The sequence below is a fragment of the Candidatus Amarolinea aalborgensis genome (assembly GCF_900491745.1).
Taxonomy (GTDB): domain Bacteria; phylum Chloroflexota; class Anaerolineae; order SSC4; family Amarolineaceae; genus Amarolinea; species Amarolinea aalborgensis.
In genome coordinates, this window is the sequence record NZ_UETR01000002.1 from 257,858 (window position 1) to 283,648 (window position 25,791).

The following is a 25,791-nucleotide window of genomic DNA, read 5'->3' on the forward strand; positions in this document are numbered from 1 at the left end:
TCCACTCTCAGCATTGCTTGAGCGATCAAAAACGCCAGCCGTTGTGTCGGTTGGCGTTTTTGTTTACCCCGACGCGTTCACGAGTTGGATTTGCTGCCGCAACTGACCGCACCCCGCATTGATCTCGACCCCGCGGCGCAAGCGCAGCGTGGCTGAAATGCCGGCTTGCTGCAGGATGTTGAGAAACGCCTCCGTGTCTGCCTTGGTGGACGGCTGAAAAGCCGATCCGCGCACGGGGTTGAGTGGAATCAAGTTGATGTGACATAACATGCCGTGGGCAATCTGCGCCAGGCGCTTCGCATGTTCTGGTTTGTCATTGATGCCGCGCATCAGCGCGTACTCGAAGCTCAAGCGGCGGTGAGTGCGTTCCGTGTAATTGCGGCAAGCGGTCAACAGCACAGCCAGCGGATAGCGCTTGTTAATGGGCACCAGCGTGTTGCGAAGCTCATCGGTGGGTGCGTGCAGACTAACGGCCAGATTGATCTGCAGCGGCTCGGCTGCCATGCGCTCGATCATCGGCGCCAGCCCCACGGTGGACAGGGTGAAATGGCGCGCGCCCAGGCCAAAACCCTGCTGGTCGGTCAAAGTGTGGAGCGCCTGCCACACCGCCTTGTAGTTGGCGAGCGGCTCGCCCATACCCATCAGCACGACGTTGGTCACCTGCGCAGGGCGCATGATCGGCAGTGAGTCAGCCCCGTTGGCGTCTGGATCGCCCAACCAACGGGCAAAATAGAGAACCTGCGCGGCAATTTCACCGGCTGTCAGGTTGCGCGTCAGCCCGCCTAGCCCTGTCGCGCAAAACGTGCAGCCCATCGCGCACCCTGCCTGCGTGGAAATGCACAGCGTGCGCCGGCGGTCGTACAGCATAAGCACCGCTTCGATCGTTTGTCCGTCATGCAGTTGGAACAGAACCTTGTGCGCCAGCCGATCGGCCGACACCGTCTTGGCGACGACCTGCAGGAGATCAATCTTGGCATGGGCTGCCATCTGCGCCTGCAGGGTGCGCGGCAAGTTCGTCATCTGCGCAGGATCGTTGGCTTGGCGGGCATACAGCCAATGCCACAGCTGTTCCGCGCGAAAGGCCGGCTCGCCCCAGGTCTGCACCTGTGTGCGCATTTGTTCCAATGTCAAGTCTAGTAGACGAATCATGCTCTCACGCTTGTCAGCTTGGCTGTTAGATCGCATCCGGGGCGAAGCGATCGTTTTTTGCCCGCTCCCAAACGCAAGCGAGTATACCGCACGCCGAAAGGGAAGTCAAAAAGATGTCAGCAACGGCTTTTTGTGCCTGACGCAGGCGGTGGTAGAATTCAAGCATGTGTCGTCAATGACATGGTTTCGAAGATCATCGCTTTTGTGTCAAATGCAAAGAAAGGATACTTTTTATGGATAAGCAAACGCTTGTTGCACGCTTGAACAATGACCTCGCCGGTGAATTGGGCGCGATCATTCAGTATCTCACCTACGCGGCCAAGGCCAACGGGCCATTCCGGCCGCAGCTGGTGCAGTTCTTCATGGCCGAAGTGCCAGACGAACAGCTCCACGCGCAGTTCCTGGCGAACAAGATCGTCGCCCTCGGCGGCGAACCCACCACCCAGCCGCGTCCGGTGCCCGTTGCGCACAGCAACCGCGAGATGCTGGAAGCCATATTGGCGGCGGAGCGACAAGCCCTCAAGGATTATACCCAGCGCGCCGAGGATGCGACCGAATTGGGCGATGTGGGGCTTAAAGTCCAGCTCGAAAACATGGTGCTCGATGAGAGCGGTCACGAGCAAGAGACAGAGCGCATCCTGCAGGAGTGGCCGCTGTAGAACAGCGGTTGGTTTGGTTTTTCGCGCACGTGGCGTCAGCCGCTCGCGTTGGCTTTCTGTGGCTGACGTGGGCGACTGGCGCAGCCATTCAGTTATCATTCGGTGCGTCCGGCTTACCAATGTCCGCTGACCTCACATGATATGAAGACAAAGAACGTTCCTCATCCCATACCCTATCAAGGAAGTAAGCGAAATCTCTCAGCCGAGATCCTTCGATATTTCCCGCCTCAGTTCGTCACACTTTATGAGCCGTTTGCCGGATCAGCCGCGATCACGATTGCGGCCGCTGTGAACAAGCTCGGCCAGTCCTATCATATCAACGATCTTAATAAGCCCCTGATGGATTTATGGCGTGCAATGATCGAAACGCCTGAGCAAATTGCTTCACAATATGCAGCGCTATGGAAGGAACAACAAGCCGACCCTCGATCGTTTTACGACCAGGTACGATCGGACTTCAACCGATTGGGAAGGCCAGATTTGTTCTTGTACCTTTTGGCGCGTTGCGTGAAGGGTTCTGTGCGTTACAACGCGCAAGGGGAGTTCAACCAAAGCCCGGACAACCGCCGGCAGGGCATGATGCCAGAGACCATGCGTTTGCAGGTTATGGGCGTGTCGTATTACCTTAAAGGGCGCACCACGATTTCGTCACGCAATTATCGAGATATTCTGGACATGGCGACTCCCGCTGACCTTGTCTACATGGATCCCCCTTATCAAGGAGTCGGCGGTAACAGAGACAGTCGCTATCTTCAGAACATACAATTCTGCGAATTCGTACAGGCGCTGGAAGGATTGAACGCCAGGGGAATCCGCTACCTGGTCAGTTACGATGGCCGCACCGGCGACAAGACCTTTGGCAAACAACTCCCTGCAGAACTCAATCTCACGCTGATTGAGTTGTACGCGGGTCGTTCGACACAAGCCACGCTCCTGGGCCGAAACGATGTCACGATTGAATCACTTTATCTTTCGCCAAGCCTGGCGGATGAATTGGCCCATGCCCCAATTGTTTATCGCTACACCCGCGGTGAGCAGCTTTGTCTCATGGAAGGCCGCCCCCAATGACCGTCCTTGATCTGCCTCAAGCGTTTCTAGACAAGTGTAAATCAGTCACCGCGAAGCGACCGCGCACCGTCATTGATCACATATTGACATATGGCTATATTACAACCGAGGAATTGCAGGAGAAATACGGCTACAACCATCCACCCAGGGCCGCGCGCGATGTGCGAGAACAAGGCATTCCACTAGAAACGTTCTGGGTTACTGGAAGTGACGGGCGAAAGATAGGCGCTTACCGGTTTGGCGATCCCACCACGACAAAGTACTCCAGAATTTCCGGTAGAACGGCCTTTGCGAAAGCATTGAAAGCAGAGCTCATCAGGCTACATGGAAATCGTTGTGCCATCTATTTGGAGGAGTTTGATCCGCGCGACCTCCAGATAGACCATCGAATACCCTTCGAAGTCGCTGGTGATAGCCTTGCGAACAAGGACGACCCAAAAACATACATGTTATTGTGTGGGTCTGCGAACCGCGCAAAATCCTGGTCCTGCGAACACTGTGCAAACTGGCAGGAATTGAAGGATTCGGAGATTTGTCAAAAGTGCTATTGGGCTTTCCCGGAAGATTACGATCATGTCGCCATGCGCCAAGTGCGTCGGGCGGACCTCATGTGGATAGGAGCGGAAATTGAGGTCTATGACCGCCTGAAGAAACGAACCATGGAACTTCAGAAGGACATCCCTGAATTCATTAAGGAGATCATTGAAAAACACGTGTAGACGTGTTTCAGATTCAAAACACGTGTAGACGTGTTTCAGATGGAGGAGATCGAGGATGAATTTACGCATTCCTGGCCCCATCCCGGTGCACCCACGGGTGATGGCGGCCATGAACCAGCCGATGATCAATCATCGCGGCCCTCGTTTTAGCGCTATTTTTGGCGAGGCTGCCGACGGCCTGCGTTGGGCGTTTCAGACCGCGCAAGAGGTGCTGGTGTTGACCAGTTCCGGCACCGGCGGCCTGGAGGCGGCGGTTGCTAACACCATCAGCCCCGGAGATCGCGTGCTTTCCCTGAGCATTGGCAATTTCGGCGAGCGCCTGCGCACCCTGGCCCGTATTCATGGCGCGCAGGTGACCGCGCTGGACGCGCCGGCCGGCCAACCGATTGATGTCAGCCAGGTGCGCCAGGCCTTGCACGACAACCCGCCCTTTCACGCCGTGTTGGTGACGCACAACGAAACCTCAACCGGCGTGACCAATCCGATGCGCGAGATTGCCCTGGCAGTGAACGACTTGGGGGAGGTGCGGCCGCTCACGATCGTGGATGCCGTCAGCGGGGTTGGCTGCCTGCCCCTGCCGATGGACGAGCTGGGCCTCGATGTCGTGGTCAGCGGTTCGCAGAAGGCATGGGGACTGCCTCCCGGCCTGGCCTTTGTCGCGATCAGTGAACGCGCCTGGCCGGTAATCGAGCGGTGCAGATCACCGCGCTTCTACTTCGATCTGCGCCAGGCGCGCAAATCGGCCGCCAACCGTCAAACGCCCTGGACGCCGGCCGTCGGCTTGATCTTTGGCCTGCAAGAAGCCCTGCTGATGATGCGCGAGGAAGGGCTGGACGCGATTCACGCGCGTCATCGCCGGGTGGGCGATTTCACGCGCCAGGGCGTGCGCGACCTGGGCCTGCAGCTGTTCGCCAATCCGGCCTTTGCCTCCAACGCCGTGACCGCCATCCGCGTTCCGCCCGGCATCGAAGCAGCCAGGCTGCGGGCGCGGCTGCGCGACGAGTTCGGCCAGGAAGTGGCCGGGGGGCAGGGCGCGCTCAAGAATGACATCTTCCGCATCGGCCACATGGGCCAGGTGACGGAAGCGGACATCCAGCCCGTGTTCGACGCGCTGCGCCAGATACTCTAAAACCAGCGTCCGGCGCGGGACAGGTACGCGCCGCTCTTTGCCAATGAACAGTCCACGGCTGCAATCCATACGCAGCCGTGGACTGTTTTTGCGCGCCGTAGGGGTCTTGACATGCCCTGGGCATCGTGATACAATACCTATGACGCAATGCGTCATGAAGATAAGGAGAAAGATAATGACAAAGGCAGTCATGGTTCAGCCGGCAGATCAGCCGGCGGCAAGCGTGCTCAAAGGCCTGAAACAGCAGGGTGGCGCGGTGGTCAATCGCCTGCGCCAGGGTGGGCGCCATGTACTTTTGTTCGGCCTTGGGGGTGTTGGCGCGGTCCAGGATCTGGTGAATGATCTTTCCAGCCGCACGACGCGCTGGTATGATCATTCTCTGCAGCGCGGCCGCACGATGGAAGCAACGATCCGCACCAATACGCAGCACTTGTGGGATACGGTGCGCGACGAGACCGCGCCGCGTCCGGCTCATGCTCGTTACAAAGTCGCATGGGTCGCCGATCTGCCGCCAGGCGCCATGCGCGCCGTGGTGGCCGGACTGACCCCGGTGTTGCTGGCGAACGTTGACGGAACGATTTACGCGCTGCACAATCTGTGCCCGCATCTTTCGGTGCCCCTGAGCCTGGGCAAATTGGAAGGATGTGTGGTGACCTGCCTGGCGCACGGCAGCCAGTTCGATGTTACCAACGGCGCTGTGGTCACCTGGGTTGGGCGCACCTTGCCGTTGGGCGCGGAGCAGATGCTCCGCTTCAAGGCGGCCAAACCAGCCACCACCTACCGCGTCCTGGTGCATGGCGAGGATATTTACGTCCTGGTGTGATCGTGCGGCTGCGATCTCGGCGCACAAAATTTTGAAATGTCCCTAACACGATAGCGCAAATTGGTTGCACAGACTATTGACAGATGCGACGCAACCTGTTATAATGCTTCATGACGCAATGCGTCATGAAGATCAACCCGAAAAATAAACGAAGCTAACCCGTTGTCACAGCGCACGTCGGCTGGCGGGATGAATGAACAACAAAAGGAAAAGGGAGGCCAATCATGGCTGAGATGACACGACTTGAGAACATGCGCAAGCAGGCAGAAACGCAACTGCACGATGTAGAGGAAACGATCAAGAAATGGGGCGACGAGGCCGTGCACGATGTGCGCGAGACCAGTCACAAGGCATTACTGGTGAGCCTCGGCTCTATGGGCACGACCCAGGATGTCGTGGCCGACCTCATCAAGTGGACGACCGATTTCTATGAGAAATCGCTCAAGCGCGGCCAGGAGCTTGAGGATTGGGGCATGAAGGAGGCGCGCCACTATTGGGAGGAAGGACGCAAGCGCATCGAGACCGTGGAAAACGACCTGGAGCACCGGGTGAAGACCGTGGTAGAGCGGATCAATGTCCCGACGCGAGAAAAGGTGCAGAACCTGGTTGAGGAAATTGATCACCTCGAGAGCAAGGTGGAAGAGCAGGCGGCGGATGTGCACGACGCTGTCGTGAAGAACCTGCCGATCGCCAACTACAGCAAGCTGAACGTCAAGGAAATCGTCAACAAGCTGGCTGATCTGACCGTGTCAGAGCTGCACGCCATTCGCGACGCTGAAATGTCCATGGGCAAGCGGGCGACGGTTCTGCGTGAATTGAACCGCCGCATTGATGCGATGCCGATCGCCGATTACGATGATCTGGCCGTGGAGCAAATCACAGCCAAGCTCGACGAACTGGATACGGCCCAGTTGACCGTGATTGCCCAGTACGAGCGTGTGCATGGCAACCGCGTCGGCGTGCTGCAGAGTATCGAGGCCCGTTTGCGCAGTTCAGAAATGATGCCCGCGTAAGGCAGCATCTCGCTCACACAACTACAAACCGCTGGCGCCGCGTTTGCGTAGGGTTTTGACACTGCGCAAACGCGGTGCTATAATCTGACTCGTTGGCGCGCGGGTCCATAGCTCAATAGGTAGAGCAGCTGACTTTTAATCAGCGGGTCGCTGGTTCGATTCCAGCTGGACTCACCGCAAACAGAAACCGGGTTTCACGAAGAAGCCCGGTTTCTTGTTGATTGTGGCTGCCATCCGATTTCTCACAGAAATCGGATGGCCCCGTGCTTGGTTCTAGCGTACAACGAAACTCAGAATAATAATCACTGCAAACAGCGACGCGGCCAGCAGGCCCACGCGACGCAGGTCGCTGGCAACGTGGCCATACTCCTTGGCGTAATCCACCTGCACAGGCGCTTTGGCGCCGCGACCTGCTTGCCCGCGGCCCGAAGCGCTGCGGGCCGCGCCAGACGCGCCTGTCGTGCTCGTCGCGTCCCCTGGCGTGATGGATGTCGTGCCCTGGGAATAGCGCGTGGGCGATGCGCTGCGCGGCGCCCGCTGCGCCACACGTTGTTTCTTTGCCATGAAAATCTCTCTCCTGCGTTGGAATGATTGCCAGTCCGATTATACTCGACGCCGCGCAGGGCGTCAAACAAGACCTAGTTGTGCCTGATAAGTCGCCGCGCAACCATGAGCGAGACGATCTGCACCTCTTCGACGCCCAACAGCCACAGCAGCGCGACGTAGACCGCGATTCCGCTGCCGGCTGCGCCGCCCACCACGATGAACTTGCCCACGAGGCCGCCGCCAGCCAGGTTGCTCAACCAGCCAGGGAGAATCCACAGCGCCGCGCCCATGGCTGAGGCAGCCAGCAGCGCCTTGATCCCAGTGCGCACAATGCCCTGGTCGCGCAGCGCGCCCACCGCGCGCAGCAGCAAGATCAGCATGATGATGGCATGGGTCATATGTTTGGTGGAGTCAGCCAGAACGAGACCCAAAAACCCGAACGGCTGCAGCAGGCTCAGGGCGACGACGAGATAGACGGCGACTGAAACGACGCCGACGATGGCCGGGGTGCGCGTGTCCTGGCGGGCGTAGAATGCGTAATTGAAGAGAAAATCAACGCCGGCAAAGCCCAGGCCCAACAGATAAAGGCGCAGCGCCCGCGCCGTCCACATGGTATCCGCGGCAACGAAGCTGCCGTGTTCGAACAGCAGGCGGATGATTGGTTCGGCCATGACAAAGAGGGCCACAATGGCCGGGATGAGAAGGACGAGCACCAAGCGCAGGCCGCGGCCCAGGGTGCCGCGGTAGGCCAACCACTCGCCTGCGGCCGCATGGCGGGATAGGGTGGGCAGCGCCGCCAGCGATACGGCCACCGGCACCAAGCCCAAAGGAAATTGCACGAGCGTCGTGGCGTACTGCATCCACGCCGCGCTTTGCTCCCCGGTGCGTGAGGTCAAGTTGGCGTCCATCAGCACCTGGAACTGGCCGACCAGCAAGCTGATGCTGACCGGCGCATAGAGGCGCAGAATCTGGCGCACAGCCGGATGGCCCCACGCCAGGCGCAGGCGCGCGCCCACCGCACGCAGTCCAGGCATCAGCAAGGCTAGTTGGCCCAGGCTGCCAACGGCAATGCCCACCGGCAGGCTGTAGATGCCAAGCCACGGCGTCAAGAGAGGCGCGCAGACCACCACGCCCAGGTTGAACACGGCCGCGCCCAGCGCGGCGTAGGAAAACGACTTCAGCGCGTAGAGGATGCCGGTCAGCACGCCCGCTAAGCCGAAGAAGAAGACGGCGGGCGCCATGATGCGCAGGGCATTGGTGATGACCGCAATCAAGGGGTCATCGAAGCCGCCGCCAATCAGGCGCGCCACGTAAGGCGCCAGGCCCTCCAGCGCAAGGAAGAGCACGGCCATACCCGCGCCCACCGCCGTAAGCACCGCGCTGGCAACCTCCCACAGTTCGCGGCGCCTCTCGGGTCGCGCGTAATCGCTGAAAACTGGCACCAGCGCCGCGCTGAGCAGACCGCCGACCAGCAAATCATAGATCATGGTCGGTACGCGCGCAGCCAGACGGAACGCGCTCAGCTCGCCGGCTGAGCCGAAATAGTAGGAGATGATGGTCTCGCGCAGCAGTCCCAGGATGCGGCTGGCGACGTTGCCGAAGGCCAGGATGCCGGCCGAACGCGCGACGCCGCCGGTTTCAGCCGTTGCGACGTCTGGGCTGGCGGCATCGGTTACAGGGGCGTCTGTCATGGGCCAGCAGTCTCCCGTGGTTGCGCGGCTCGACTGAGCCTTCGGCGTGAGCGCGGCTCGACTGAGACTTCGGCGAGCTCAGTCGAGCCGCTCGCCGAAGTCTCAGTCGAACGCTCGCCGCAGTCGGCGCCCGACGCGTAGCGCGCAACGATCAGCGCAATCAGTTCACGCGTGGAATGGCCGGCCAGGTAAGGCAGATAGCGCACTTCGCCGCCGTAGCCGGCGACGATGGCGGCTTCAGGCGGTTCACGCCGTGGCGACGCGGTTTGTCCCACCGTGGACGCCGCCGCGGTAACCGCCGGATCCCAGTCGCCGCCTTTGACATACACCGCCGGCCGCAGCGCCGCCACGAGCGACTCAGCCGTCAGCGCGTCGAAGATCACGACCAGGTCAACGCAGCCCAAGGCCGCCAGCATGTGTGCTCTCTCCCCATCCGGTATGAGGGGACGCTGTGGCCCTTTCAGCGCGCGCGTCGACGCGTCGCTGTTGACGGCCACCACCAAGGCGTGGCCCAGGCCGCGCGCCCGCTGCAAATAGTCCACATGCCCCAGGTGCAGCAGATCGAAATGGCCGTTGGTCATGACCACGCGCTGACCGGCCTTGCGCCAGGCGTCGCATTGCGCGAGCGCGCTTGCTGGCAAGACGACGCTACCCACGCACGTTGGCCTCCTGGCCGCCGCAATCTGTCATGCTTCTCCCCCCATCGTCAATGCGGAATGCTTGGCGTTTTCAGCGAAAACGCCGTGAATTCTGAATGCAGAAGACAAAATGCGTTCTGTCCCCTCCACTTTGCACTTTGCACTTTGCACTATCTAGCGTTCTGTCCTCACTGCCTCGCCAACGCCTCGGCCAGTTCTTGCGGCGTCACCACGGCGTTGCCGAAACGCCGCACCACCAGCCCCGCCGCGGTCATGGCCAGGTGCGCCGCCGTGCGCAGATCGCAGCCGCCGCCCAGGGCCAGGGTCAACACGGCGATGACGGTGTCCCCTGCGCCGGTGACATCGAACACCTCTTCGCGATTCCAGGCCGGCAGGTGCCGCGGGACATCGCCCCAGGCCAGCAGGCTGACCCCGTCGCCGCCGCGGGTAACGACCAGGCGCCGAGCCGCCAGCTCCTTTTGCAGGCGCACCAGCGCGCGCTCGAAATCATGGTCATCGCGCAGCGCAAAGCCCACCTGCGCCTCGGCTTCGGCCGCATTGCAGCGCACCAGGTCAAAGCCGTGGAACTTGCCCAGGTCTCCTTGCGAATCCACCGTGGTCAACACGCCGTGCTGGCGCGCGGCCGCCTGCACCGTAGCGATCAGGTCCGCGGTGATGACGCCGGCGCGGTAATCGGAAATCAGCACAGCCCTGGCCCCGGCCAGCAAGCGCTCCAGGTGCGCGTCCAGGTTTTGCGTCAATGTGGGGCTGAGCGGCCGTCGGTCCAGGTGATCCACGCGCGCCAGGTGCTGCGCAAAACGCAGGTTGCCCTGCGCCACGATGCGCGTCTTGGTCGTGGTAGGCCGCTCGGGATCGGTGACAACGCCCGCAGTGTCAATGCCCAGACCGCGCAAGTGGCTCGTCAAGGCGTCCCCAGCCGCGTCGGCGCCGATCACGCCGACGGCCGTGGCCTGACTGCCGAGCGCGACGATGTTAGACGCGGGATTGGCCGCGCCGCCCGGCACGCTCAGCCGCTGGCGCAGTTCGAGCACGGGCACCGGGGCCTCGCGACTCAAACGCGTGGCAACGCCCATCACATATTCATCCAGGCACAGATCGCCCACCACGACGACGCGCTGTCCGGCGAGCCGCGCCACAAGCGTCTCGATGCCCATTCCTCCACTCCCATCTATTGATGTCCATCAAGCCGCCTCCTGGCGCGAGCGTGATTCCCACAACACCGCCCAGACGAAGCGGGGCAGGGCCAGTTGGCGCCGCCAACGCCACGGTTCCTGCGCCAATCGAAATAGCCATTCCAAGCGCGCGCGCTGCATCCAGGCGGGTGCGCGGCGGCGCACGCCGGCAATGAAATCGAGCGCGCCGCCAACGCCCATCGCCAGGGGAATCTGCAGCCGCGGCTGCGTGCGTGCAATCCACAGGTCTTGGCTCGGCGCGCCATAGGCGACAAATAGGACGTGCGGCCGGGCCGCGGCGATACGCGCCACGATCGCCTCTTCTTCATTGACGGCCGGGCTGCCAGCAAACACGCCCACGATCTGCAAGGCTGGATGGCGTGCGCACAGCACGTTGGCCGCTTGATCTGCCACGCCTGGAGCGGCGCCAAGCAAGAAGACGCGCCAGCCCTTCTGCGCCGCTAATGCCGCCAGGCGAGGCACGCCGTCAGAGCCGGTGATGCGCGCCGGCAGGGGGCGGCCTAGCCGCCGCGCCGCCCACAGGAGGCCCCAGCCATCGGCCAGCGCCAGATCCGCCGCGGCCAGCACACGGCTGAAGGCAGGGTTGCGTTGCGCGGCCATAACGAACTCCGGGTTGACCGTCACCACCTGGTGCGGCCGGCCGCTGGTCACAAAGGCAGCCGCCTGCGCCTCGAACGCTTCCCAGGTCAAGGCATCGACGCGCACGCCCAGAATGGATACGGACGGGACGACCTCAGACGGTGTAGACATGGAAGCCGACGTGGTATTCATCCTGATCCACCTGGTCGAGATCGAAGCGTTCGCTGGCCCACGCGCGCAGCACGCCCATGGTCTGCGCAAAAACGTCATCTGGCACCAGCCAGGTGTCCGACCAGATGCGCTTTTCCATTGCATCCAACACGAATCGCGCCGTGACCGGCTCGCGGCTGCGAATGACCTCTCTCTGCTGATGGTCGCGGCAGCCGAGTTGACGTAAAACTTGATCTACCTGGGCGTCGTCGCGAATGCCTGGCGGTTCAGCTTTGATGCCCTGGTCAGCCAACAGCCTGCGCCACTGCGTGCGCAGCTGGCTGTTGACCGAATTCGGGTCACGGCCGTGAATGCTGTAGATGAACTTTCCGCCCGGCCGCAGCACGCGCACCGCTTCAGCCAAGGCGTCACGCCAGCCGCTGACCAGGTGAAAGACGTGGAATGCGATGACGCCGTCGAACGCGGCCGCGGCAAAGGGCAGGCGGGTCATATCCGCCAGGGCCACAGGCAATGACGGGAATTTTTCGTGTAAGACGGCCAGCATGGACCCAGACAGGTCAATGCCCATCATGCTCAGGCCGCGCTGCGCCAGCGGGCCGGCAATGCGCCCGGTGCCCACGCCAATTTCCAAGACGTGCGAGGCCGGCGCGGCGCCCAGGGCCTCCCACAGGGCATCGGTTAGTTGGCTTGCCTCGTGCGGGGGCAAGGCGCGTGTCTGGTCGTAGTAGCCAGCCGCACGGTCGAAGACCACATTCTGGACGTTGCTCATTTTTCCACTCCCATCTGTCCAAGCACGTCGAAGACTTGTTGGGCGGCGGTCTCCCAGCGAAAACGCCGCACATTGGCCGCGCCCAGCGCGGCAATTCGCTGCGCCAGCGCCGGCTCGGTCAACAGCCGCCACAAACCGTCGGCGATGGCCTCCACATCATGCGGGTCCACGAGCAGCGCCCCTTCGCCCGCCACTTCGGGACATGACGAGGTGGTGGAGGTGAGCACCGGCGCGCCGCACGCCTGCGCTTCCAGGATCGGAAAGCCAAAGCCTTCATACAAGGAGGGAAAGGCCAGGGCTGCGGCCCCGGTCAACAGTGCAGACAAGTCCGCCTCCGGCACATAGCCAATCGTGCGCACACGATCGCCCAAACCGAGGGCAGCCATGGGCGGCAGCACTTGCTCCGAGAGCCAGCCAGGCTTACCCGCCAGCACCAACATCGGCGGCGCGGCGTTCGGTCGTTCAGCCGAGCTGCGCGCAAGCACGCGCGCCATAGCCTGCGCCAGGCGCACCAGGTTCTTGCGCGGCTGAAGGGTTCCGATGTAGAGAAAGTACGGCGGCCGGACGCCGTAGCGCGCCAGAGTAGCTTGAACGCGGTCGGGGTCCATCACCCGCTGCCGCGTGGGGATGAAGCCCGGGTACACAACGCTGATGCGATTGGCTGGCACGGCCAGGCGCTGGCGCAGATCGGCGGCGGTGGCTTGCGAATCGGCCAGGACATGCGTGGCCACGCGTCCGTTCCAACGTGTCGACCAGTCCAGGTACCATCGCTGCCGCGGTGGATGCGCCTGCGGAAAGAAGAGGTATCCGAGGTCGTGAATCGTCACCAGGGTGCGCGGCGGCCGCCACAACGGCAGCACGTGCGCGGGGACAAAGAGCGCCGCCGGCGGCCGCTGCGCCATCTCCAGGCTTAGGCGCGCGTGTGTCCACAGTCGGGGGCTGGGCATGACGCGCCATTCGGCCGTTTGCCAGGCCTGCCTGGCGGCCTCATCAGGCGCCACATCGCTGTACAGACGAATCGAAAGCGGGGACGGCAGTCCCGGCGCCAGCTTGAGCATGGCGTCAATCAGATGACGCGCATAGATCTCGGTGCCCGTGCGTTGACTTGCCGGGCGTAGGGCGCGGCTGGCGTCAATGCCGAGTATCATCAGCGGGCAGCCAGCAGGCGCTGCAGCAGTCCTGGGTCGAGCGCCCCCTGGCGCAGAATGACCGGCGGCTGCACCGTGAGATCCACGACGGAGGATGGCACTCCGCCCGGACAGCGGCCGCCATCGAGCAGCAGGTCAATGCGGCCAGCGAGCTGCGCCATGACGTCGGCCGCGCTGGCGGCTTCGGCCTGCCCCGACAGATTGGCGCTGGTCGCGGCCAATGGAGCGCCCAGGGCGCGCGCCAGCGCGCGCGGCACGGGGTGGTCCGGCAAACGCACGGCCACTGTTGGCCCTCCCGCGGTGACGATGTCTGGCAGTTCAGGGTTGCGCGGCACCACCAGGGTCAGCGCGCCAGGCCAAAAAGCATCCATCAGCCGCTGGGTCAACGGCGGGAGATCACAGCTGACGCGTTCGATGTCGGCGGCGTCGCCCAGCAGCAGGGGAATGGCCTTGCCTTCTGGACGCACCTTCGCCGTGTAAAGGCGCGCGATCGCGGCTGGCAGGTAGGCATGGGCGCCCACGCCATAGACGGTGTCGGTGGGGAATGCCACCAACCCGCCCGCTCGCAGAACCGCGACCGCCTGCGCGAGCGCGCCTGGCCGGTCAGCGGAGATGACCCGTGTTTGCATTGAGAATGAAATGCTCCAGAACAACGGCCGCGCCATCATCTGCCACCGATGGCGCCTGCCAACGCGCAGCAGCCTTGACCTCTGCGGTCGCATTGCCCATCGCGATGCCCAGGCCGGCCCACTTCACCATGCTCAGGTCATTTTCCGAATCGCCCACGGCAATGACTTCATCCTGGTGAATACCCATTTGGTCGGCGAGCCAGGCCAATGCCTTGCCTTTGGAGGTACCGTGCGGCACCAGCTCGACAAAGAGATCGTGTGTGCGTAAGACCTGGATCACCGCGCCAAACTGCGCGTTGAGCCTGGCGTGAATCACATCGCAGACCTCTGGCTCACCCGTGAACAGAATCTTCTCTGGGTCGTGCGTCACGGCCTCGCTCAGGTTGCCAACCAGGTGCCACGGCAAGCCAAACCAGCGGTCGTAGAATTCGGAGGTGCGGTGCATGGTTTGCAGATAGATTTCCTCATCCATGTAGACCGAAATGTCCCAACCGAAGGGCTGCGCCCACGCCAAGACCTCGTGCGTCAGGCTCAGCGGCAGGGTGGATTTGTGCAGCGTGCGGCCAGTGCGAATGTCATAGACCCAGCCGCCCTGGTAACAAATCAGGGGCGCGGTCATGCCCAGGGCGGCGGCCAGGGGAAGGATAGGCGTGGCCCCGCGGCCCGTAGCCAGGGTCAAAGCCACGCCGCGCGCCTGGGTCTGAGCGACTGCCGTGCGCAGCCGCGTGGAAAGATGCATGCTGGCATCCACCAGGGTGCCGTCCACATCAAAAGCAATTAAACGATACATAATCCTTTTCAGCTACACAGCACGCGCACCAGCCGATCCAACCCGGCAAAGTCCTGGAGCACGTTGACGTCTGCAGACGGGAAGGCCTGACGGGCCATGTCCGCCACCAGGAAGCCCTGGTCGCTGCCGATTTCGAGCAAGAGCGCGCCCCCCGGCCGCAGATACGCAGGCGCCTGGCTCAGCAGCTGCTGGATCAGAAGGGTGCCATCCGGTCCGCCGTCAAGCGCCAGCCGCGGTTCATACTGGGCCACGTCAGGCGCCAGGGTGGGGATGACGCTTGAAGGCACATAAGGCAGGTTGGCGGTGATGATGTCCACCGGTTGTGGCAACGGACTGAGCAGGCTGCCATGCAGGAACTGCATTCGATCCGCCACCTGCGTGCGCACGGCGTTCGTCTGGGCCACGGCCAAGGCGTCGCTCGAAATGTCCGTGGCGTAGACCATGACGCGCGGGTGATTGTGGGCCACGCTGATCGCAATGGCTCCGCTGCCTGTGCCGATATCAGCCATCAACACGCCAGAGTCAACCGATGGGGGGCGGAAGAACTGGGCGTAGGGTGGATAACGACCCGGCCCATGCCCGTTGGTTCCCGGCGGCCGGTTGCCGACCAGCCACGCGTCGCTGTACGCCTGCGCGCTGCGCGTGACGAGCGATTCGATCGCCAGGATAGCATGTTCAACCAGGAGTTCCGTCTCTGGCCGCGGGACCAGCACCTGGGGTGTGATCAGAAAATCGAGCCCGAAGAACGAGCGACTGCCGACCAGGTAAGCGACTGGTTCGTGCCGGCGGCGACGTTCGATCAATTCCTCGAAACGGCTTCTCTCCGCGGCGTTGAGGGGGCGCTCTGGATGTGCAAACAGGCCGACGCGATCCGTGTTGAGCACCGACGCCAGTAGAATTTCGACGTCGAGGCGGGGCGTTTCCGATTGCGAACTGCGCAAACGCTGGAAAGCGGCGGCCATCGCCCGACCCACGTTGGTGCTGGGATCGAGTCGCCAGGCGAACGAAAAGGAGAGATTGGTCTGTTCGTTGACCAGGGAAGCGGGGGGCGCATATCGGTCCCGTCGTTGGGACGCTGCCGGTCTTCCATTGACCTGCATCATGAAATCAGGCCTCCTGCAAGGATGTCATGTCGGCTTCCGACATGGTGTTGGTGAAATTGATCGCTGCGGCGCCATTGCCGGGCGATCCAGGGCACAGCCACGAATACGAGATCTTTACCTGCAAATGTGTGTTCATTCATCGCTTTCGGAAGCTGCCTGCAAGCGTTCGGCCTGATCGGCCGTGCTCAGCTCGTTGATGAATTCATCCAGATCGCCGGTCAGGACAGTTTCCAACTGGTAGAGCGTCTTGCCGATGCGGTGATCGGTGACGCGATTTTGGGGAAAGTTGTAGGTGCGGATTTTCTCCGCGCGTTCGCCGCTGCCTACCTGGCTGCGCCGCGCGGCCTCCTGGGCTTCATTTTGTTTGCGTCGTTCCGCGTCGTAGAGCCGGGCGCGCAGAATCTGCATGCCCTTGACTTTGTTCTGCAGCTGCGATTTCTGATCTTGGCTGGAGACAACGATGCCGGTTGGCAGGTGCGTGATGCGCACGGCCGAGTCGGTGGTGTTCACGCTCTGACCGCCGGGGCCGCCGGCGCGGAAGACATCAATGCGCAGCTCATCCGGCCGAATGTCCACTTCTACTTCATCCATTTCTGGCAGCACCGCCACGGTCGCCGTGGAGGTGTGGATGCGGCCCTGCGACTCGGTGGTTGGCACCCGCTGCACACGATGCACGCCGCTCTCGTACTTCAACCGCGAATAGGCGCCGCGGCCGCGCACCTCGAAGATGACCTCTTTGAAACCGCCGATGCCCGATTCATGCGAGTTGAGCAGGTCTACTTTCCAATTGTGATTCTCCGCATAGCGCGTGTACATGCGGAACAGGTCGGCCGCAAACAGGCCAGCCTCATCGCCGCCGGTGCCGGCGCGAATCTCCACGATGACATCACGCTCATCGTTCGGGTCTTTGGGCACGAGGAGACGATGAAGCCGCGCTTCCAGGTCTGCTCGCTCCTGCTCCAACTGGCCGATCTCTTCGCGCGCCAGAGCCACCAGATCAGGCTCTTCATCGCTGTTCAAGAGCGCGATCGCCTCCGCCTGCTCTGCCACGACCTGCCGGTAGCGCTGGTAGGTCTCTACCAACTCGGTCAAGCTGGCGTGTTCTTGCGCCAGTTCAACCGCGCGCTGATTGTCGTTGAACAGCGCCGGGTCGCCCAGCAAGCGGGTTAACTCTTGATAACGGGCAACCGTTGATTCCAGTTTTTCGAACATGCGTCCTTCGCTTCTCCACGTTGGCTGACCAAACAGCGGTCAGCGTAGAGACTGTTGCCATCATGATACCAAACGTTGATCTCGCCGCAAAAGTTCTTGTTACGGCTGATCTGTAAAGACCGGCAAATTGCCCAGGGCAATGACATCCTTCCAGCCATCGTCGTTGCCTTCCGTGAAGACGGACGCCGTGGCCAAAGCGGTGGCGCCGGCTTTGGCAATCACCGATCTCATGCCGGCGAGCGTACTGCCAGTGCTGACCACGTCATCCACCAGGATGACCTTGCGGCCTTCGATGCTGGCACGGTCTTTTTCGTCGAGAAAGAGCTGTTGGGGCGCGCCCGTTGTGATCGAAAGGGTGTCGGCTGTGATGGCGTTGCCCATGTATGGCTTGTACGTTTTGCGCAGCACGACGTAGGGCAGGCCCAACAGCGCAGACAGCTCATAAATCAGGGGGATGCTTTTGGCCTCGGCTGTTACCAGCACATCGGCGTCGCCTGCTTCCTGCTTGATGCGCTCGGAAAGGACGGCCGCCGCCGCCTTGACCACGGTGGTATCGCCCAGCATGTTGAACACAGCAATGCGTACGCCAGGCGCCACTTCAAACAAGGGCAACCGGCGAGTCAATCCTGCAATCTCAACAGTGTAATAGTCACGGTCAGTAGCCAATACAACCTCCATCTGCTTCTCTATCTGCCTGTCCAACGGCCTTTACGCCCACGGCAGCAATCCAAGCCTTCGCACACCGCCGATGCAGCTGCGCCTGCGGCCAACGGACTGGCCCGGCGACGCTGGCCCCGACTCATGGCGTAGGCGTCAGCATCCGTAAATCTTCAAACGGCGCTGATTGCAGCAGCAATCCCATGTGTACGCGCGCCAGCGCCGTCAGATCCGGATCATTCCCCTCGGCCAGGCTGGCCGCCATTTTGTATGCCTCGATGGCCGTATCAGTTTGCTTTTGCATTTCCAGCGCGCTCGCCAGGACGTAGTATCCGACGGCCGACTGGTTGTCCAAGTCAAGCGCCGTACGCGCTTCACGTTCGCCATCGGCCGCGCGGTTGGCCTGCAAGTAGACGAATCCGCGCTCAACATGGAAGCGCACGGCATCATGCAGCAACGGCCGCGCCTTGTCATACCACGGTTCGGCCTGCTCTGGGCGACCCATTTGCTCGCTGAGAACCCCAAGCCATAAGTACAGCATAGGATCATCCGGCGCGAACTGGGTCGCTTGTTCGTACATCGAAAAGGCGCCGGCCCAGTCGCCCTCGCGCACATGACGTTCTGCTTGCAGGCGGCGGTCATTGGCCGCCGCCACATTGGGATCCACCGGGAAATAGAAACGGAAGAGCCGCGTGCCCACAACGCCGACTGTGACGACAAGCAGCACAATGACCGCGCCGCGTAGCCACGCGCGCCGTCTTTCGGCGGCGAGCGTCTCGTCCAGGCGCCACCACCACTGCTCTGGTTGGGGTTGCGCTTGCTGCCGGGCGGCAGGCCAAGAAGTAATGGCCGACACGGCCCAGCGCGCGCGTGAGCGCAAACCCCGCTGCAGCGCCTCCCAACGCCCACGCTCGCCGCGCAGGTCAACGCCCTGCTGTTCAAGGGTGGGGATGCGCGCATCGAGCTGATCGAAAATCCCCAGCAGCTGTGAAACAGCCGATGTCCGCTCTCGCATGAGAGGTAGGAGGCCCTCGGCCGTGTCCAGCAGCCTGCGCACCTCATCGGCCGGGGTGTTCGTATCGTGAGCTATATCGTGGGCCATTGTATTTCACGCAGCCTTGTCTGCTGATGCGGCATCTCAGGCCGCCTCATTGGCGCTGCGTTTGACTTCCTCGTACACGCGTCCAATGCCCTGTTTGATTTGCGATTCGATCTTAGCCTTGCGCCCGGCCGGGATCGGGAACCATGTGACCAAATCTTTGACTAAGATCGAGCCGGTCTCCTGCTTCGATTTGCCTTGCCGAAACATCACCTTGACCTGCGTGCGCATATATCGAATATAATCGGTGACTCGATCTACGGCTTCGACGCCGCACGGCGGGCCATGACCCGGCACGATCGTGAGCGGATTGAGTTTCTTGATGAAGGCCAGCCCATGCAGCCAATCGCGCGAGTTGGCCTGGGCCATGTATGGATGCTGGTCCAGCCAGACCGAGTCGCCGGCGAACAGGATGCGTTCCGTCGGCATCCACACCACCGCCGTCGCCAGGGTGTGCCCGCCGATCCAAATCAGCCGCACTTCGCGTCCGCCGCGCAAGATGGTCAATCGCTTCTTGAAGGTGATTTCGGGCCGAATGATCTGCAGGTCGTTGAACTGCACCTGGATGTCCGGTTCTTTCTTGAAGGAGTCGCGCACCCGTTGTTTGAAATTCTCCGTGTAGCCGCGCATTTCCTTCCAGGCGCGCTCGTGCGCCACCACCGGCGCGGGCAGGTAGAACTGATTGCCGAGTGAATGTCCGCGGTGATGATCTGTGTTGATCACGTAAAGGATGCGGGCGTTGTTCGATGCTTCGGCCACATGCTTGCGCCACGCCTGCGCCTGGGCAGGGACCATCGGGGTGTCCACCAAGATGACACCCTCGTCGGTGATGATGCAGCCGACATTGGCGTTGCGATAACCGGTTTCAATGAATACACCCGGTGCAATTTCCTGCATACACGACTCCTCGTGATGTTAGACTTCGCCCATCGAATGCGCAAGGGCCGCCGCCGCGTCAAAAGCCTGCCTGAGCAGGGTCGCGTTGGGCGCGCCGCCCTGCGCCCACGCGCCGCGGCCGCCGCCGCGTGCACCAGCCGCCGCGGCCGCCGCCATGAGCTGCCCCATGTTCAGCGCCACATCGTCGGCTGCCGCACAAAATAGCTGACCGCCGCTCTCCGCGCTGAGCTCGCAGGCCAGAACCGCTATACAGCCAGGCCTGGCGCGCAGGGCGCTCGCAATCGCTTTGACCGTCTCTGGTGTGCGATTGTCCAGGTAGGCCTGCACCACGCAGCGTTGGCCCACCATGCGGCCGGCATCCCATAGCCGCGCGGCTTCGACCGCGACCAGCTCAGCCTGCATCTCGCGCAGTTGACGCTGCGCCGCGCGCAGTTTGTCCTGCAAGCGATCCACGGCCGCGGGCAGATCATCCTCCGCCGTATCCAGGCGGTTGATGAGGGCCTGGACGGTGTCCTGCTTGCGCCGATAATCGCCCAGGGCGCGCTGGCCGCACAAAAACTCGATCCGCGTCTCGGCGCCGCGACGATCCAGCCGCTGAATCTTGATCTGCCCGACTTCTGCGGTTTGACGCACATGCGTGCCGCCGCAGGCCGACCAGTCGAAACCTGCAATTTCAACAATGCGGATGTCCGTTTGCACTTTGGGCGGTCGGCGCAGGGGCAGCGTGGGCAGCTCCTCTGGGCTGACGAAGCGCGCATGGATGCTTCGGTTTTCGGCGATGATCTGATTCGCCAGCGCTTCGGCCGCGTCCAGGTCGGCCTGGTTGACGGCGGCCTGGCTGAGATCAATGGTGGCGCTGTGCATGCCGAGGTGAAAACCGACGGTCTCCGCCCCGCTGGTCACGATGAAGGCCTGGGACAGGATGTGCTGCCCCGTGTGCTGCTGCATGTGGTCGTAGCGCCGCGGCCAGGCAATCTGACCATACACCGGGCCGGCGGGCAAGCGCGCGTCCAACAGATGCCACACGGTGTCATCGTCCGCGCTGACGTCGGTCACAGCAACGCCGTTGAGCAGGCCAGTGTCATGGGGTTGTCCGCCGCTGGTGGGATAAAACGCGCTGGCGGTGAGCGCCACGGCCGGTTGGCCGTTGACCGTGGTCAGGTCGCTCACGGCGGCCTCGAAGCTGCGCAGGTAGGCATCATGCCAATAAAGGCGTGTTGAGAGTAGGCTGTTCACAAGACCGTATTATACCCTGAAGCGCGCTAAAATTCAAAGCGTACTGGAGAGAGATCAGAGATTGGAGATTAGAGATCGGGTCACGCGGTGGGGTGTGATGACTGGGTGTGAGAATGTCACGGCGCCCGGTCTCCAATCTCCAATCTCCGGTCTTTGGTATCTGGTCTTCGATCTCTGGTCTTTGGTATCTGGCCCCCGATCTCCCTCATATTCCCTCACAGCGGCGGGCCTGGCCAGGGTTGGCCGGCCTGGTCAATGATGCGGCGCACGGTCAGCGCCAGGCGGCCAAATTGCTCGCTGCTCAGCAGGTCGGCGCTGCGCGGGCGTGGAAGAGGAATGGGAATCGTGGCGATGATATGCCCGGGGCGCGGCCCCATCACCATCACGCGGTCGGCCAGGAAGACCGCTTCTTGGATGCTGTGCGTCACCAGGAGGACGGTGGCGCGGCGCAGTTGCCACACGCGTAGCAGCTCAAAATTCATGCGTTCGCGGGTCAGCGCGTCGAGCGCGCCGAATGGCTCATCGAGCAGCAGCACGCGCGGCCGATGAATAAGCGCGCGCGCCAGCACGACGCGCTGCTGCATGCCGCCCGACAACTGGTGTGGATAGGCCAGCTCGAAGCCTTGCAGGCCGACCAGGTCGCTCAGGCGTTTGGCTTCATGCCGTGCGTCCGCACGGGTAGCTGCTGCGCCCAACACGTCGAGCGGCAAGGCGATGTTATCGAGCACGGTGCGCCAGGGCATCAAATTCGCCGCCTGAAAAACGAACCCGATTTCTGCGCGCGGGCCAGTCATGGTGCGGCCGTCCAGCAGAACCTCACCCTCGTCAGGCGTCAAAAGTCCGCCCACCATGCGCAGGAGGGTGCTCTTTCCGCTGCCTGAAGGCCCTACCAACGCGACGAACTCGCCGTCGTGAACGTCGAAGCTGACGTTGGCCAGCGCCTTGACCAGCCCGCCGTTTTGTAGATAGCTCTTGCTCAGCCGTGTGACTGTGATCAACGCGTCGTTCATGCCTCTCCATACACACGTTTCACATGTGCGCGGCCTATTGCGGTTTTACAAACTGGTTCGTGTACAGCGTCTCCGGCTTGACCTCAGCCGTAATGAGGCCCATCGCGCGCATGAAGCGCGCGGCTGTTTCCCAGCGCGCCGGGTCCGATACGCCAAGGGCGTCATTGGTCTGCCACAGCTTGAGCACTTCATCGAAGATGGCGCGATTGGTCTTGCGCGCGGTCTCATCCGCGCCGGCTTCTGGCACCTGCTTGAGGCTGAGGGCAAACGCGCCGTCTGGGTTGGCGAGAGCGTACTCCAGGCCGCGCAACGTGGCGCGCACGAACTTGTGCACCAGTTCTGGTTGTTCGGCCACCGTCTTGTCGTTGGTGATGATGCCATTGGAGGGCAGGTCAACGAAGTCGGAGATGAAGATCTCATCCACCTCTTGCCCGGCCAGTCGTATCTGCACCGGACCATTGACCGAATAGTCGAGCGCCGCATCCACCTGCTTGGACTGCACAGCCGCCACTTGCGCAAAGCCGATGCTTTCGAGCCGCACCTGGCTCTCGTCCAACTTGGTGGCGTAGACCAGCGCCTTCCAACCCACGTAACTGGCGCCGTAGAGGCCAGGAATACCTACTTTACGCCCCACCAGCTTGGCTGGCGTATCCAACCCGCTGCCTTTGGGCGCAAAGACCACCACGGGGAATTTGCGATACCAACTCATGGCGTAGACGACCGGCAGACCTTGGGCGCGCCCCAGGATCACTTCCTCGCCGCTGCCAATCATGAACTGCAGCTCGTTTGCGCCGACTAATTTGATCAGGTCGGACTCGAAGCCGTAGCGGAATTTTACCTCCAGCCCCTCTTCGCGGTAGAAACCCTTTTCTACAGAAACATAGAACGGGGCGAACTGAACGCTGGGAATATAGCCCATCGCCAGCTCGATTGTCTGGCTGGCCGCCGCGGGCGCTGAAGGCGTCGCCGGGGCGGCTGTGGTCGTGATCGGGGTTGCCGGCGCAGTCGCAACCGGCGCCGCTTGGGGCGTCGCGGGAACGCAGGCCGTCAGGAGCGTAAAAAGGGCGATCACGGTCAACAGGTTTGCTGCTTTTGCTCGTTTCATCATCATTTTGATCCTTTCTGTGTACGTCTCTTTATTTTTGTTTGCACGATTCTTCGAGGCACTTCATGGCGTGATTTTCCAGCGCAGGAGCCAGCGTTCGATCAGGCTGACAAGGCCATACAGGCACAACGCCAGGGCGATGAGGGTGAAGAGAGCCACGAACATCAGCGGCGTGTCGAGGAGATTGCGGCCCAGGTTGACCAGGAACCCGAGTCCCCGGTCCGCGCCGACGAATTCACCGACCACGGCGCCGATGACCGCCAGAGTGACGCTGACCTTCAGGCCAGCCAACAGAACAGGCAGCGCGGACGGAACTTCCAGCAAGGAGAACATCTGCCAGCGGTTGGCGCGCAACGAGTGCATCAGCGCGACCAGGTCAGGCTCCACGCCGCGGATGCCCACCACGGTGTTGATGAGCATGGGAAAGAAGACAGTCAGGGCGCAAACGAGGATCTTGCTCCACGCGCCAAAACCGACCCAAATGATGAGCAACGGCGCCACCGCCACGATGGGCACCGCCTGCAAGGCAACCAGGTAGGGCGATAGGAGTTGATCGAGCAGTTCTGATTTGGCAATCGCATAGCCGAGCAGGACAGCCACACCGACGCCGAGGCCGAGTCCTGCCAGCACTTCGCCCAAGGTGATCGTTACGTGCCGCAGCAGCGAGCCGTCGCCGATCACGATCCAGAGCTTCTGCCATACCAGGCCTGGGCCGGGCAGGACGTAGGGCGCGTAGTTCTGCCATTTCACCAGCGCGTCCCAACCGAGGAGGAAAAGCAGCAGGCCAACCGCTGTCACCACGGCGCGGAGTCGCATGAAGGCCCGCACGGTTAGGCGAGAGGCGCGTAAGGTGACGCGGGATGCAACCCGGGTCAAGCGTGTGGTGCGATCGTTCAGCATAGCCAGCAAGATCAACAAGAAAGTCTCCGAGAGCAGGCGCCTTCGGAGACCGGATGCCGCGAAGCAATCACCCTGACGCCCATTGACGGCGAAGCGCGTCAGCAGGCGTCGAGACTGATAAGAAAACGTCCCTGTTTGCGATTGCCTCCAGGGACGCGTGGCGCGCACGGACCTTGCCGTCGAGCCTCCTCGCGACCTTCTCCCATCCGGACTATACCGTCGGCTCCGGACTGGGCATGACGCCGTCACCGGATCCACCACGCGCTGCGGGTTGCGGGCTTGAGCTGAGCGTCTTCGCCGCCTGGCTCCTACCGCCGGTCGAGAATTGACCCGGCTCCGCTGTGATAACGGGCTGGTCGGGCCTCACTCTGCCCCGAAGGTCCAGTAGATTCAATTAGCAGCACCCGCAGGTGCTGAAATGAGTGTAACACAGCGCTGCGCAACTGTCAATGCCTGCGAAGTTGGGAGTTGCGAAGTTGGCAGCCTGCTCGCAACTTGACACGGATACCGGCTTAAACTACCATAGTTCCGACGATTTTTTGACCGATACCAGCTTGCCGAAGGTTGGCGTCTGTCAGCTTCATGGCGAGTGGAGGCTTTTTATGCGGCGGTTGGTACCCATAGCACTGATTGTAGTCGGTCTGGGGTTTGTCATCATTGGGCTGTTAGCTGGCCTTTTCTACCTGGGATTGCCGGTGGTGTCGCCGGATGCTCAGTTTGATCTACTACAGATCAACACCGTAGCCGTGAGCGTTTTGGCGGTCAGCGGCTTGGCTGGGGCGATCATGGCCTGGATCGGGTGGCGCAGGTATTCGGGCGTCCGTTCCGTGGTGGCGCGGCTGCCTGGCCCCTGGTGGTTTGCTCTCCTTTTCGTGCTCGCTCTCGGTCTGGGCGAATTAGTCTTGGGCACGCGCGTGGCGCCCTGGATTTTTCCACCGCTGCATGTGCTGGCCAGCGTTGCCCCGCCGCTTTTCTTCTTAACGCTTGCCGCGACGCTTGCTCGACCCTCGGGGGTGATTGTGCAGCGTCGCGATTTGATGCTGCAAGTCGCGGGCGGCGCGGTTTTTGCCACCGGATTGGCGTTGGTGATTGAGGTCGTCGCGGTTGTGGTGCTGTTGGTGGCCGCGGCGTTGATCATTACGCTGACGCCAGGCGGCTCCGAGCGCCTGCAGACCCTGGCGGCGCAGCTCAGCCAGCCAGACATCTTGCGCGATCCGGTGTTCCTGCAATCGCTGCTGAATTCGCCGCTGGTGCTGATTGGCGCTGGGGGCGTGATTGCGGTTGCAGCGCCGCTGATTGAGGAATTTTCCAAGAGCGTCGGCGTTCTGATTTTCGGCGCCTCGCGACGGCATTTTCTACCGGCCGAGGCTTTCTTGTGGGGAGTGGCCGCTGGCGCTGGCTTCGCAATGACCGAAACCATGTTCAATACGGTCAGCGCGCTGCCGGCCTGGGGTGCGCCGGTAACCATGCGCGCGGCCACCGCAGTTGTTCACTGCCTGGCCGCCGGGCTGATGGGGCTGGGATGGCAGGCCTGGTTCAGCGGGGCGCGGCGTTGGCGCCTGGCGACCTACTACGCCCTGGCCGTCGCGATTCACGGCTTGTGGAACGCCGTCGCCGCGCTGGCCTCTGCCATGCAGTTACAGGGAGCGTTCAATCAAAACCTGCTCCTGGGCGCTGGGGGCGTCCTGCTCATGTTTGCCCTGGGTGGGTTGTTCATCATCAACAGCGGCCTGTTTGTCTATTTCAGCCGCCGTCTGGGTCAGGCGCCGGTCGAGGTTTGGGCGCCGCTGTCGCCGGATGTTCCACTGGAACGCTGATCGCCATTGGCTGATTGATT

Annotated in this window: 26 protein-coding genes and 1 tRNA gene; 8 read left to right on the top strand and 19 right to left on the bottom strand. The window is 62.2% G+C overall.

The features are described from left to right. Positions 1-63: 63 nt before the first annotated feature. Positions 64-1,149 carry a dual-specificity RNA methyltransferase RlmN gene (gene rlmN / locus ACPQ6D_RS03925; protein WP_423222989.1) on the bottom strand — a complete coding sequence of 362 codons (1,086 nt, stop codon included), beginning with the start codon at positions 1,147-1,149 and terminating at the stop codon, positions 64-66. Between the two features lie 233 nt (positions 1,150-1,382). On the opposite strand from rlmN, the gene ACPQ6D_RS03930 reads away from it, so the two are divergent. The 7 genes from ACPQ6D_RS03930 (at position 1,383) to ACPQ6D_RS03960 (ending at position 6,734) form a co-directional block, all read left to right on the top strand. Further along, positions 1,383-1,808, top strand: a complete 426-nt coding sequence (locus ACPQ6D_RS03930) for a ferritin-like domain-containing protein (protein WP_423222990.1) — start codon at positions 1,383-1,385, stop codon at positions 1,806-1,808. Between the two features lie 141 nt (positions 1,809-1,949). Continuing rightward, complete coding sequence (locus ACPQ6D_RS03935) at positions 1,950-2,876, top strand: Dam family site-specific DNA-(adenine-N6)-methyltransferase (RefSeq protein WP_423222991.1); 927 nt, start codon at positions 1,950-1,952, stop codon at positions 2,874-2,876. Beyond that, positions 2,873-3,595 (top strand): HNH endonuclease, encoded by a 723-nt coding sequence (locus tag ACPQ6D_RS03940; protein ID WP_423222992.1) that lies wholly within the window; start codon positions 2,873-2,875, stop codon positions 3,593-3,595. The genes ACPQ6D_RS03935 and ACPQ6D_RS03940 overlap by 4 nt, the downstream gene beginning before the upstream one ends. A 55-nt stretch (positions 3,596-3,650) precedes the next feature. Beyond that, on the top strand, positions 3,651-4,724 hold the full coding sequence (locus ACPQ6D_RS03945) for a pyridoxal-phosphate-dependent aminotransferase family protein (protein WP_423222993.1): 1,074 nt from the start codon (positions 3,651-3,653) through the stop codon (positions 4,722-4,724). 175 nt (positions 4,725-4,899) lie between these two features. Next, on the top strand, positions 4,900-5,547 hold the full coding sequence (locus ACPQ6D_RS03950; protein WP_423222994.1) for a Rieske (2Fe-2S) protein: 648 nt from the start codon (positions 4,900-4,902) through the stop codon (positions 5,545-5,547). Between the two features lie 224 nt (positions 5,548-5,771). After that, positions 5,772-6,560, top strand: a complete 789-nt coding sequence (locus ACPQ6D_RS03955; RefSeq protein WP_423222995.1) for a hypothetical protein — start codon at positions 5,772-5,774, stop codon at positions 6,558-6,560. A 101-nt stretch (positions 6,561-6,661) separates the two neighbouring features. Further along, positions 6,662-6,734, top strand: a tRNA-Lys gene (locus tag ACPQ6D_RS03960). A gap of 99 nt (positions 6,735-6,833) precedes the next feature. Here ACPQ6D_RS03960 and ACPQ6D_RS03965 read toward each other — a convergent pair. From ACPQ6D_RS03965 to ACPQ6D_RS04050, 18 genes are all read right to left on the bottom strand, one after another. After that, positions 6,834-7,124: a hypothetical protein gene (locus ACPQ6D_RS03965; RefSeq protein WP_423222996.1), complete on the bottom strand. Its 291-nt coding sequence runs from the start codon at positions 7,122-7,124 to the stop codon at positions 6,834-6,836. A 74-nt stretch (positions 7,125-7,198) separates the two neighbouring features. Next, positions 7,199-8,797 carry a murein biosynthesis integral membrane protein MurJ gene (gene murJ / locus ACPQ6D_RS03970; RefSeq protein ID WP_423222997.1) on the bottom strand — a complete coding sequence of 533 codons (1,599 nt, stop codon included), beginning with the start codon at positions 8,795-8,797 and terminating at the stop codon, positions 7,199-7,201. Continuing rightward, positions 8,794-9,453, bottom strand: coding sequence for an adenylyltransferase/cytidyltransferase family protein (locus ACPQ6D_RS03975; RefSeq protein WP_423222998.1), 660 nt, complete (start codon positions 9,451-9,453; stop codon positions 8,794-8,796). The genes murJ and ACPQ6D_RS03975 overlap by 4 nt, the downstream gene beginning before the upstream one ends. Before the next feature lie 170 nt (positions 9,454-9,623). Beyond that, a complete protein-coding gene (locus ACPQ6D_RS03980) occupies positions 9,624-10,610 on the bottom strand; it encodes a bifunctional heptose 7-phosphate kinase/heptose 1-phosphate adenyltransferase (protein WP_423222999.1) in 987 nt (328 codons plus the stop codon). A gap of 27 nt (positions 10,611-10,637) precedes the next feature. Continuing rightward, positions 10,638-11,420, bottom strand: coding sequence for a WecB/TagA/CpsF family glycosyltransferase (locus tag ACPQ6D_RS03985; RefSeq protein WP_423223000.1), 783 nt, complete (start codon positions 11,418-11,420; stop codon positions 10,638-10,640). Continuing rightward, complete coding sequence (locus ACPQ6D_RS03990) at positions 11,383-12,168, bottom strand: class I SAM-dependent methyltransferase (RefSeq protein WP_423223001.1); 786 nt, start codon at positions 12,166-12,168, stop codon at positions 11,383-11,385. The genes ACPQ6D_RS03985 and ACPQ6D_RS03990 overlap by 38 nt, the downstream gene beginning before the upstream one ends. Further along, on the bottom strand, positions 12,165-13,316 hold the full coding sequence (locus ACPQ6D_RS03995; RefSeq protein ID WP_423223002.1) for a glycosyltransferase family 4 protein: 1,152 nt from the start codon (positions 13,314-13,316) through the stop codon (positions 12,165-12,167). The genes ACPQ6D_RS03990 and ACPQ6D_RS03995 overlap by 4 nt, the downstream gene beginning before the upstream one ends. Beyond that, entirely contained in the window at positions 13,316-13,945 is a 630-nt protein-coding gene (locus tag ACPQ6D_RS04000) for an L-threonylcarbamoyladenylate synthase (protein WP_423223003.1), read from the bottom strand. The genes ACPQ6D_RS03995 and ACPQ6D_RS04000 overlap by 1 nt, the downstream gene beginning before the upstream one ends. Beyond that, the gene (locus tag ACPQ6D_RS04005; protein ID WP_423223004.1) at positions 13,920-14,735 is read right to left on the bottom strand and encodes a Cof-type HAD-IIB family hydrolase; all 816 of its coding nucleotides are present in this window, start codon (positions 14,733-14,735) and stop codon (positions 13,920-13,922) included. Before ACPQ6D_RS04005 ends, ACPQ6D_RS04000 begins: the two co-directional genes overlap by 26 nt. 8 nt (positions 14,736-14,743) lie before the next feature. Continuing rightward, positions 14,744-15,838, bottom strand: coding sequence for a N5-glutamine methyltransferase family protein (locus ACPQ6D_RS04010; protein ID WP_423223005.1), 1,095 nt, complete (start codon positions 15,836-15,838; stop codon positions 14,744-14,746). A gap of 132 nt (positions 15,839-15,970) precedes the next feature. Next, positions 15,971-17,050 carry a peptide chain release factor 1 gene (prfA, locus tag ACPQ6D_RS04015; protein WP_423223006.1) on the bottom strand — a complete coding sequence of 360 codons (1,080 nt, stop codon included), beginning with the start codon at positions 17,048-17,050 and terminating at the stop codon, positions 15,971-15,973. 99 nt (positions 17,051-17,149) lie between these two features. Beyond that, positions 17,150-17,716 (bottom strand): phosphoribosyltransferase family protein, encoded by a 567-nt coding sequence (locus tag ACPQ6D_RS04020; RefSeq protein WP_423223007.1) that lies wholly within the window; start codon positions 17,714-17,716, stop codon positions 17,150-17,152. Between the two features lie 133 nt (positions 17,717-17,849). Next, positions 17,850-18,809: a tetratricopeptide repeat protein gene (locus ACPQ6D_RS04025; RefSeq protein WP_423223008.1), complete on the bottom strand. Its 960-nt coding sequence runs from the start codon at positions 18,807-18,809 to the stop codon at positions 17,850-17,852. A gap of 36 nt (positions 18,810-18,845) precedes the next feature. Continuing rightward, on the bottom strand, positions 18,846-19,703 hold the full coding sequence (locus tag ACPQ6D_RS04030; RefSeq protein ID WP_423223009.1) for an MBL fold metallo-hydrolase: 858 nt from the start codon (positions 19,701-19,703) through the stop codon (positions 18,846-18,848). A gap of 18 nt (positions 19,704-19,721) precedes the next feature. Further along, entirely contained in the window at positions 19,722-20,939 is a 1,218-nt protein-coding gene (locus ACPQ6D_RS04035; protein ID WP_423223010.1) for a DHHA1 domain-containing protein, read from the bottom strand. 215 nt (positions 20,940-21,154) lie between these two features. Beyond that, positions 21,155-21,949: an ABC transporter ATP-binding protein gene (locus tag ACPQ6D_RS04040; RefSeq protein WP_423223011.1), complete on the bottom strand. Its 795-nt coding sequence runs from the start codon at positions 21,947-21,949 to the stop codon at positions 21,155-21,157. A gap of 34 nt (positions 21,950-21,983) precedes the next feature. Then, on the bottom strand, positions 21,984-23,060 hold the full coding sequence (locus tag ACPQ6D_RS04045) for an ABC transporter substrate-binding protein (RefSeq protein WP_423223012.1): 1,077 nt from the start codon (positions 23,058-23,060) through the stop codon (positions 21,984-21,986). A gap of 57 nt (positions 23,061-23,117) precedes the next feature. Beyond that, a complete protein-coding gene (locus ACPQ6D_RS04050; protein ID WP_423223013.1) occupies positions 23,118-23,972 on the bottom strand; it encodes an ABC transporter permease in 855 nt (284 codons plus the stop codon). Positions 23,973-24,556: 584 nt separating this feature from the next. Between ACPQ6D_RS04050 and ACPQ6D_RS04055 the strand changes: the two genes are divergently transcribed. Continuing rightward, positions 24,557-25,771 carry a PrsW family glutamic-type intramembrane protease gene (locus ACPQ6D_RS04055; RefSeq protein ID WP_423223014.1) on the top strand — a complete coding sequence of 405 codons (1,215 nt, stop codon included), beginning with the start codon at positions 24,557-24,559 and terminating at the stop codon, positions 25,769-25,771. Positions 25,772-25,791: the final 20 nt, after the last annotated feature.

Excerpts from the sequence above, each read along its gene's own strand:
- prfA (WP_423223006.1), bottom strand. The coding sequence starts at position 17,050 with ATGTTCGAAAAACTGGAATCAACGGTTGCCCGTTATCAAGAGTTAACC.
- ACPQ6D_RS03995 (WP_423223002.1), bottom strand. The coding sequence starts at position 13,316 with ATGATACTCGGCATTGACGCCAGCCGCGCCCTACGCCCGGCAAGTCAA.
- ACPQ6D_RS04005 (WP_423223004.1), bottom strand. The coding sequence starts at position 14,735 with ATGTATCGTTTAATTGCTTTTGATGTGGACGGCACCCTGGTGGATGCC.
- ACPQ6D_RS03940 (WP_423222992.1), top strand. The coding sequence starts at position 2,873 with ATGACCGTCCTTGATCTGCCTCAAGCGTTTCTAGACAAGTGTAAATCA.
- rlmN (WP_423222989.1), bottom strand. The coding sequence starts at position 1,149 with ATGATTCGTCTACTAGACTTGACATTGGAACAAATGCGCACACAGGTG.
- ACPQ6D_RS03935 (WP_423222991.1), top strand. The coding sequence starts at position 1,950 with ATGAAGACAAAGAACGTTCCTCATCCCATACCCTATCAAGGAAGTAAG.
- ACPQ6D_RS03985 (WP_423223000.1), bottom strand. The coding sequence starts at position 11,420 with ATGAATACCACGTCGGCTTCCATGTCTACACCGTCTGAGGTCGTCCCG.
- murJ (WP_423222997.1), bottom strand. The coding sequence starts at position 8,797 with ATGACAGACGCCCCTGTAACCGATGCCGCCAGCCCAGACGTCGCAACG.
- ACPQ6D_RS04010 (WP_423223005.1), bottom strand. The coding sequence starts at position 15,838 with ATGATGCAGGTCAATGGAAGACCGGCAGCGTCCCAACGACGGGACCGA.
- ACPQ6D_RS03965 (WP_423222996.1), bottom strand. The coding sequence starts at position 7,124 with ATGGCAAAGAAACAACGTGTGGCGCAGCGGGCGCCGCGCAGCGCATCG.
- ACPQ6D_RS03990 (WP_423223001.1), bottom strand. The coding sequence starts at position 12,168 with ATGAGCAACGTCCAGAATGTGGTCTTCGACCGTGCGGCTGGCTACTAC.
- ACPQ6D_RS04040 (WP_423223011.1), bottom strand. The coding sequence starts at position 21,949 with ATGAACGACGCGTTGATCACAGTCACACGGCTGAGCAAGAGCTATCTA.
- ACPQ6D_RS04045 (WP_423223012.1), bottom strand. The coding sequence starts at position 23,060 with ATGATGATGAAACGAGCAAAAGCAGCAAACCTGTTGACCGTGATCGCC.
- ACPQ6D_RS04055 (WP_423223014.1), top strand. The coding sequence starts at position 24,557 with ATGCGGCGGTTGGTACCCATAGCACTGATTGTAGTCGGTCTGGGGTTT.
- ACPQ6D_RS04000 (WP_423223003.1), bottom strand. The coding sequence starts at position 13,945 with ATGCAAACACGGGTCATCTCCGCTGACCGGCCAGGCGCGCTCGCGCAG.
- ACPQ6D_RS03930 (WP_423222990.1), top strand. The coding sequence starts at position 1,383 with ATGGATAAGCAAACGCTTGTTGCACGCTTGAACAATGACCTCGCCGGT.
- ACPQ6D_RS03950 (WP_423222994.1), top strand. The coding sequence starts at position 4,900 with ATGACAAAGGCAGTCATGGTTCAGCCGGCAGATCAGCCGGCGGCAAGC.
- ACPQ6D_RS03980 (WP_423222999.1), bottom strand. The coding sequence starts at position 10,610 with ATGGGCATCGAGACGCTTGTGGCGCGGCTCGCCGGACAGCGCGTCGTC.
- ACPQ6D_RS04030 (WP_423223009.1), bottom strand. The coding sequence starts at position 19,703 with ATGCAGGAAATTGCACCGGGTGTATTCATTGAAACCGGTTATCGCAAC.
- ACPQ6D_RS03955 (WP_423222995.1), top strand. The coding sequence starts at position 5,772 with ATGGCTGAGATGACACGACTTGAGAACATGCGCAAGCAGGCAGAAACG.
- ACPQ6D_RS04025 (WP_423223008.1), bottom strand. The coding sequence starts at position 18,809 with ATGGCCCACGATATAGCTCACGATACGAACACCCCGGCCGATGAGGTG.
- ACPQ6D_RS03945 (WP_423222993.1), top strand. The coding sequence starts at position 3,651 with ATGAATTTACGCATTCCTGGCCCCATCCCGGTGCACCCACGGGTGATG.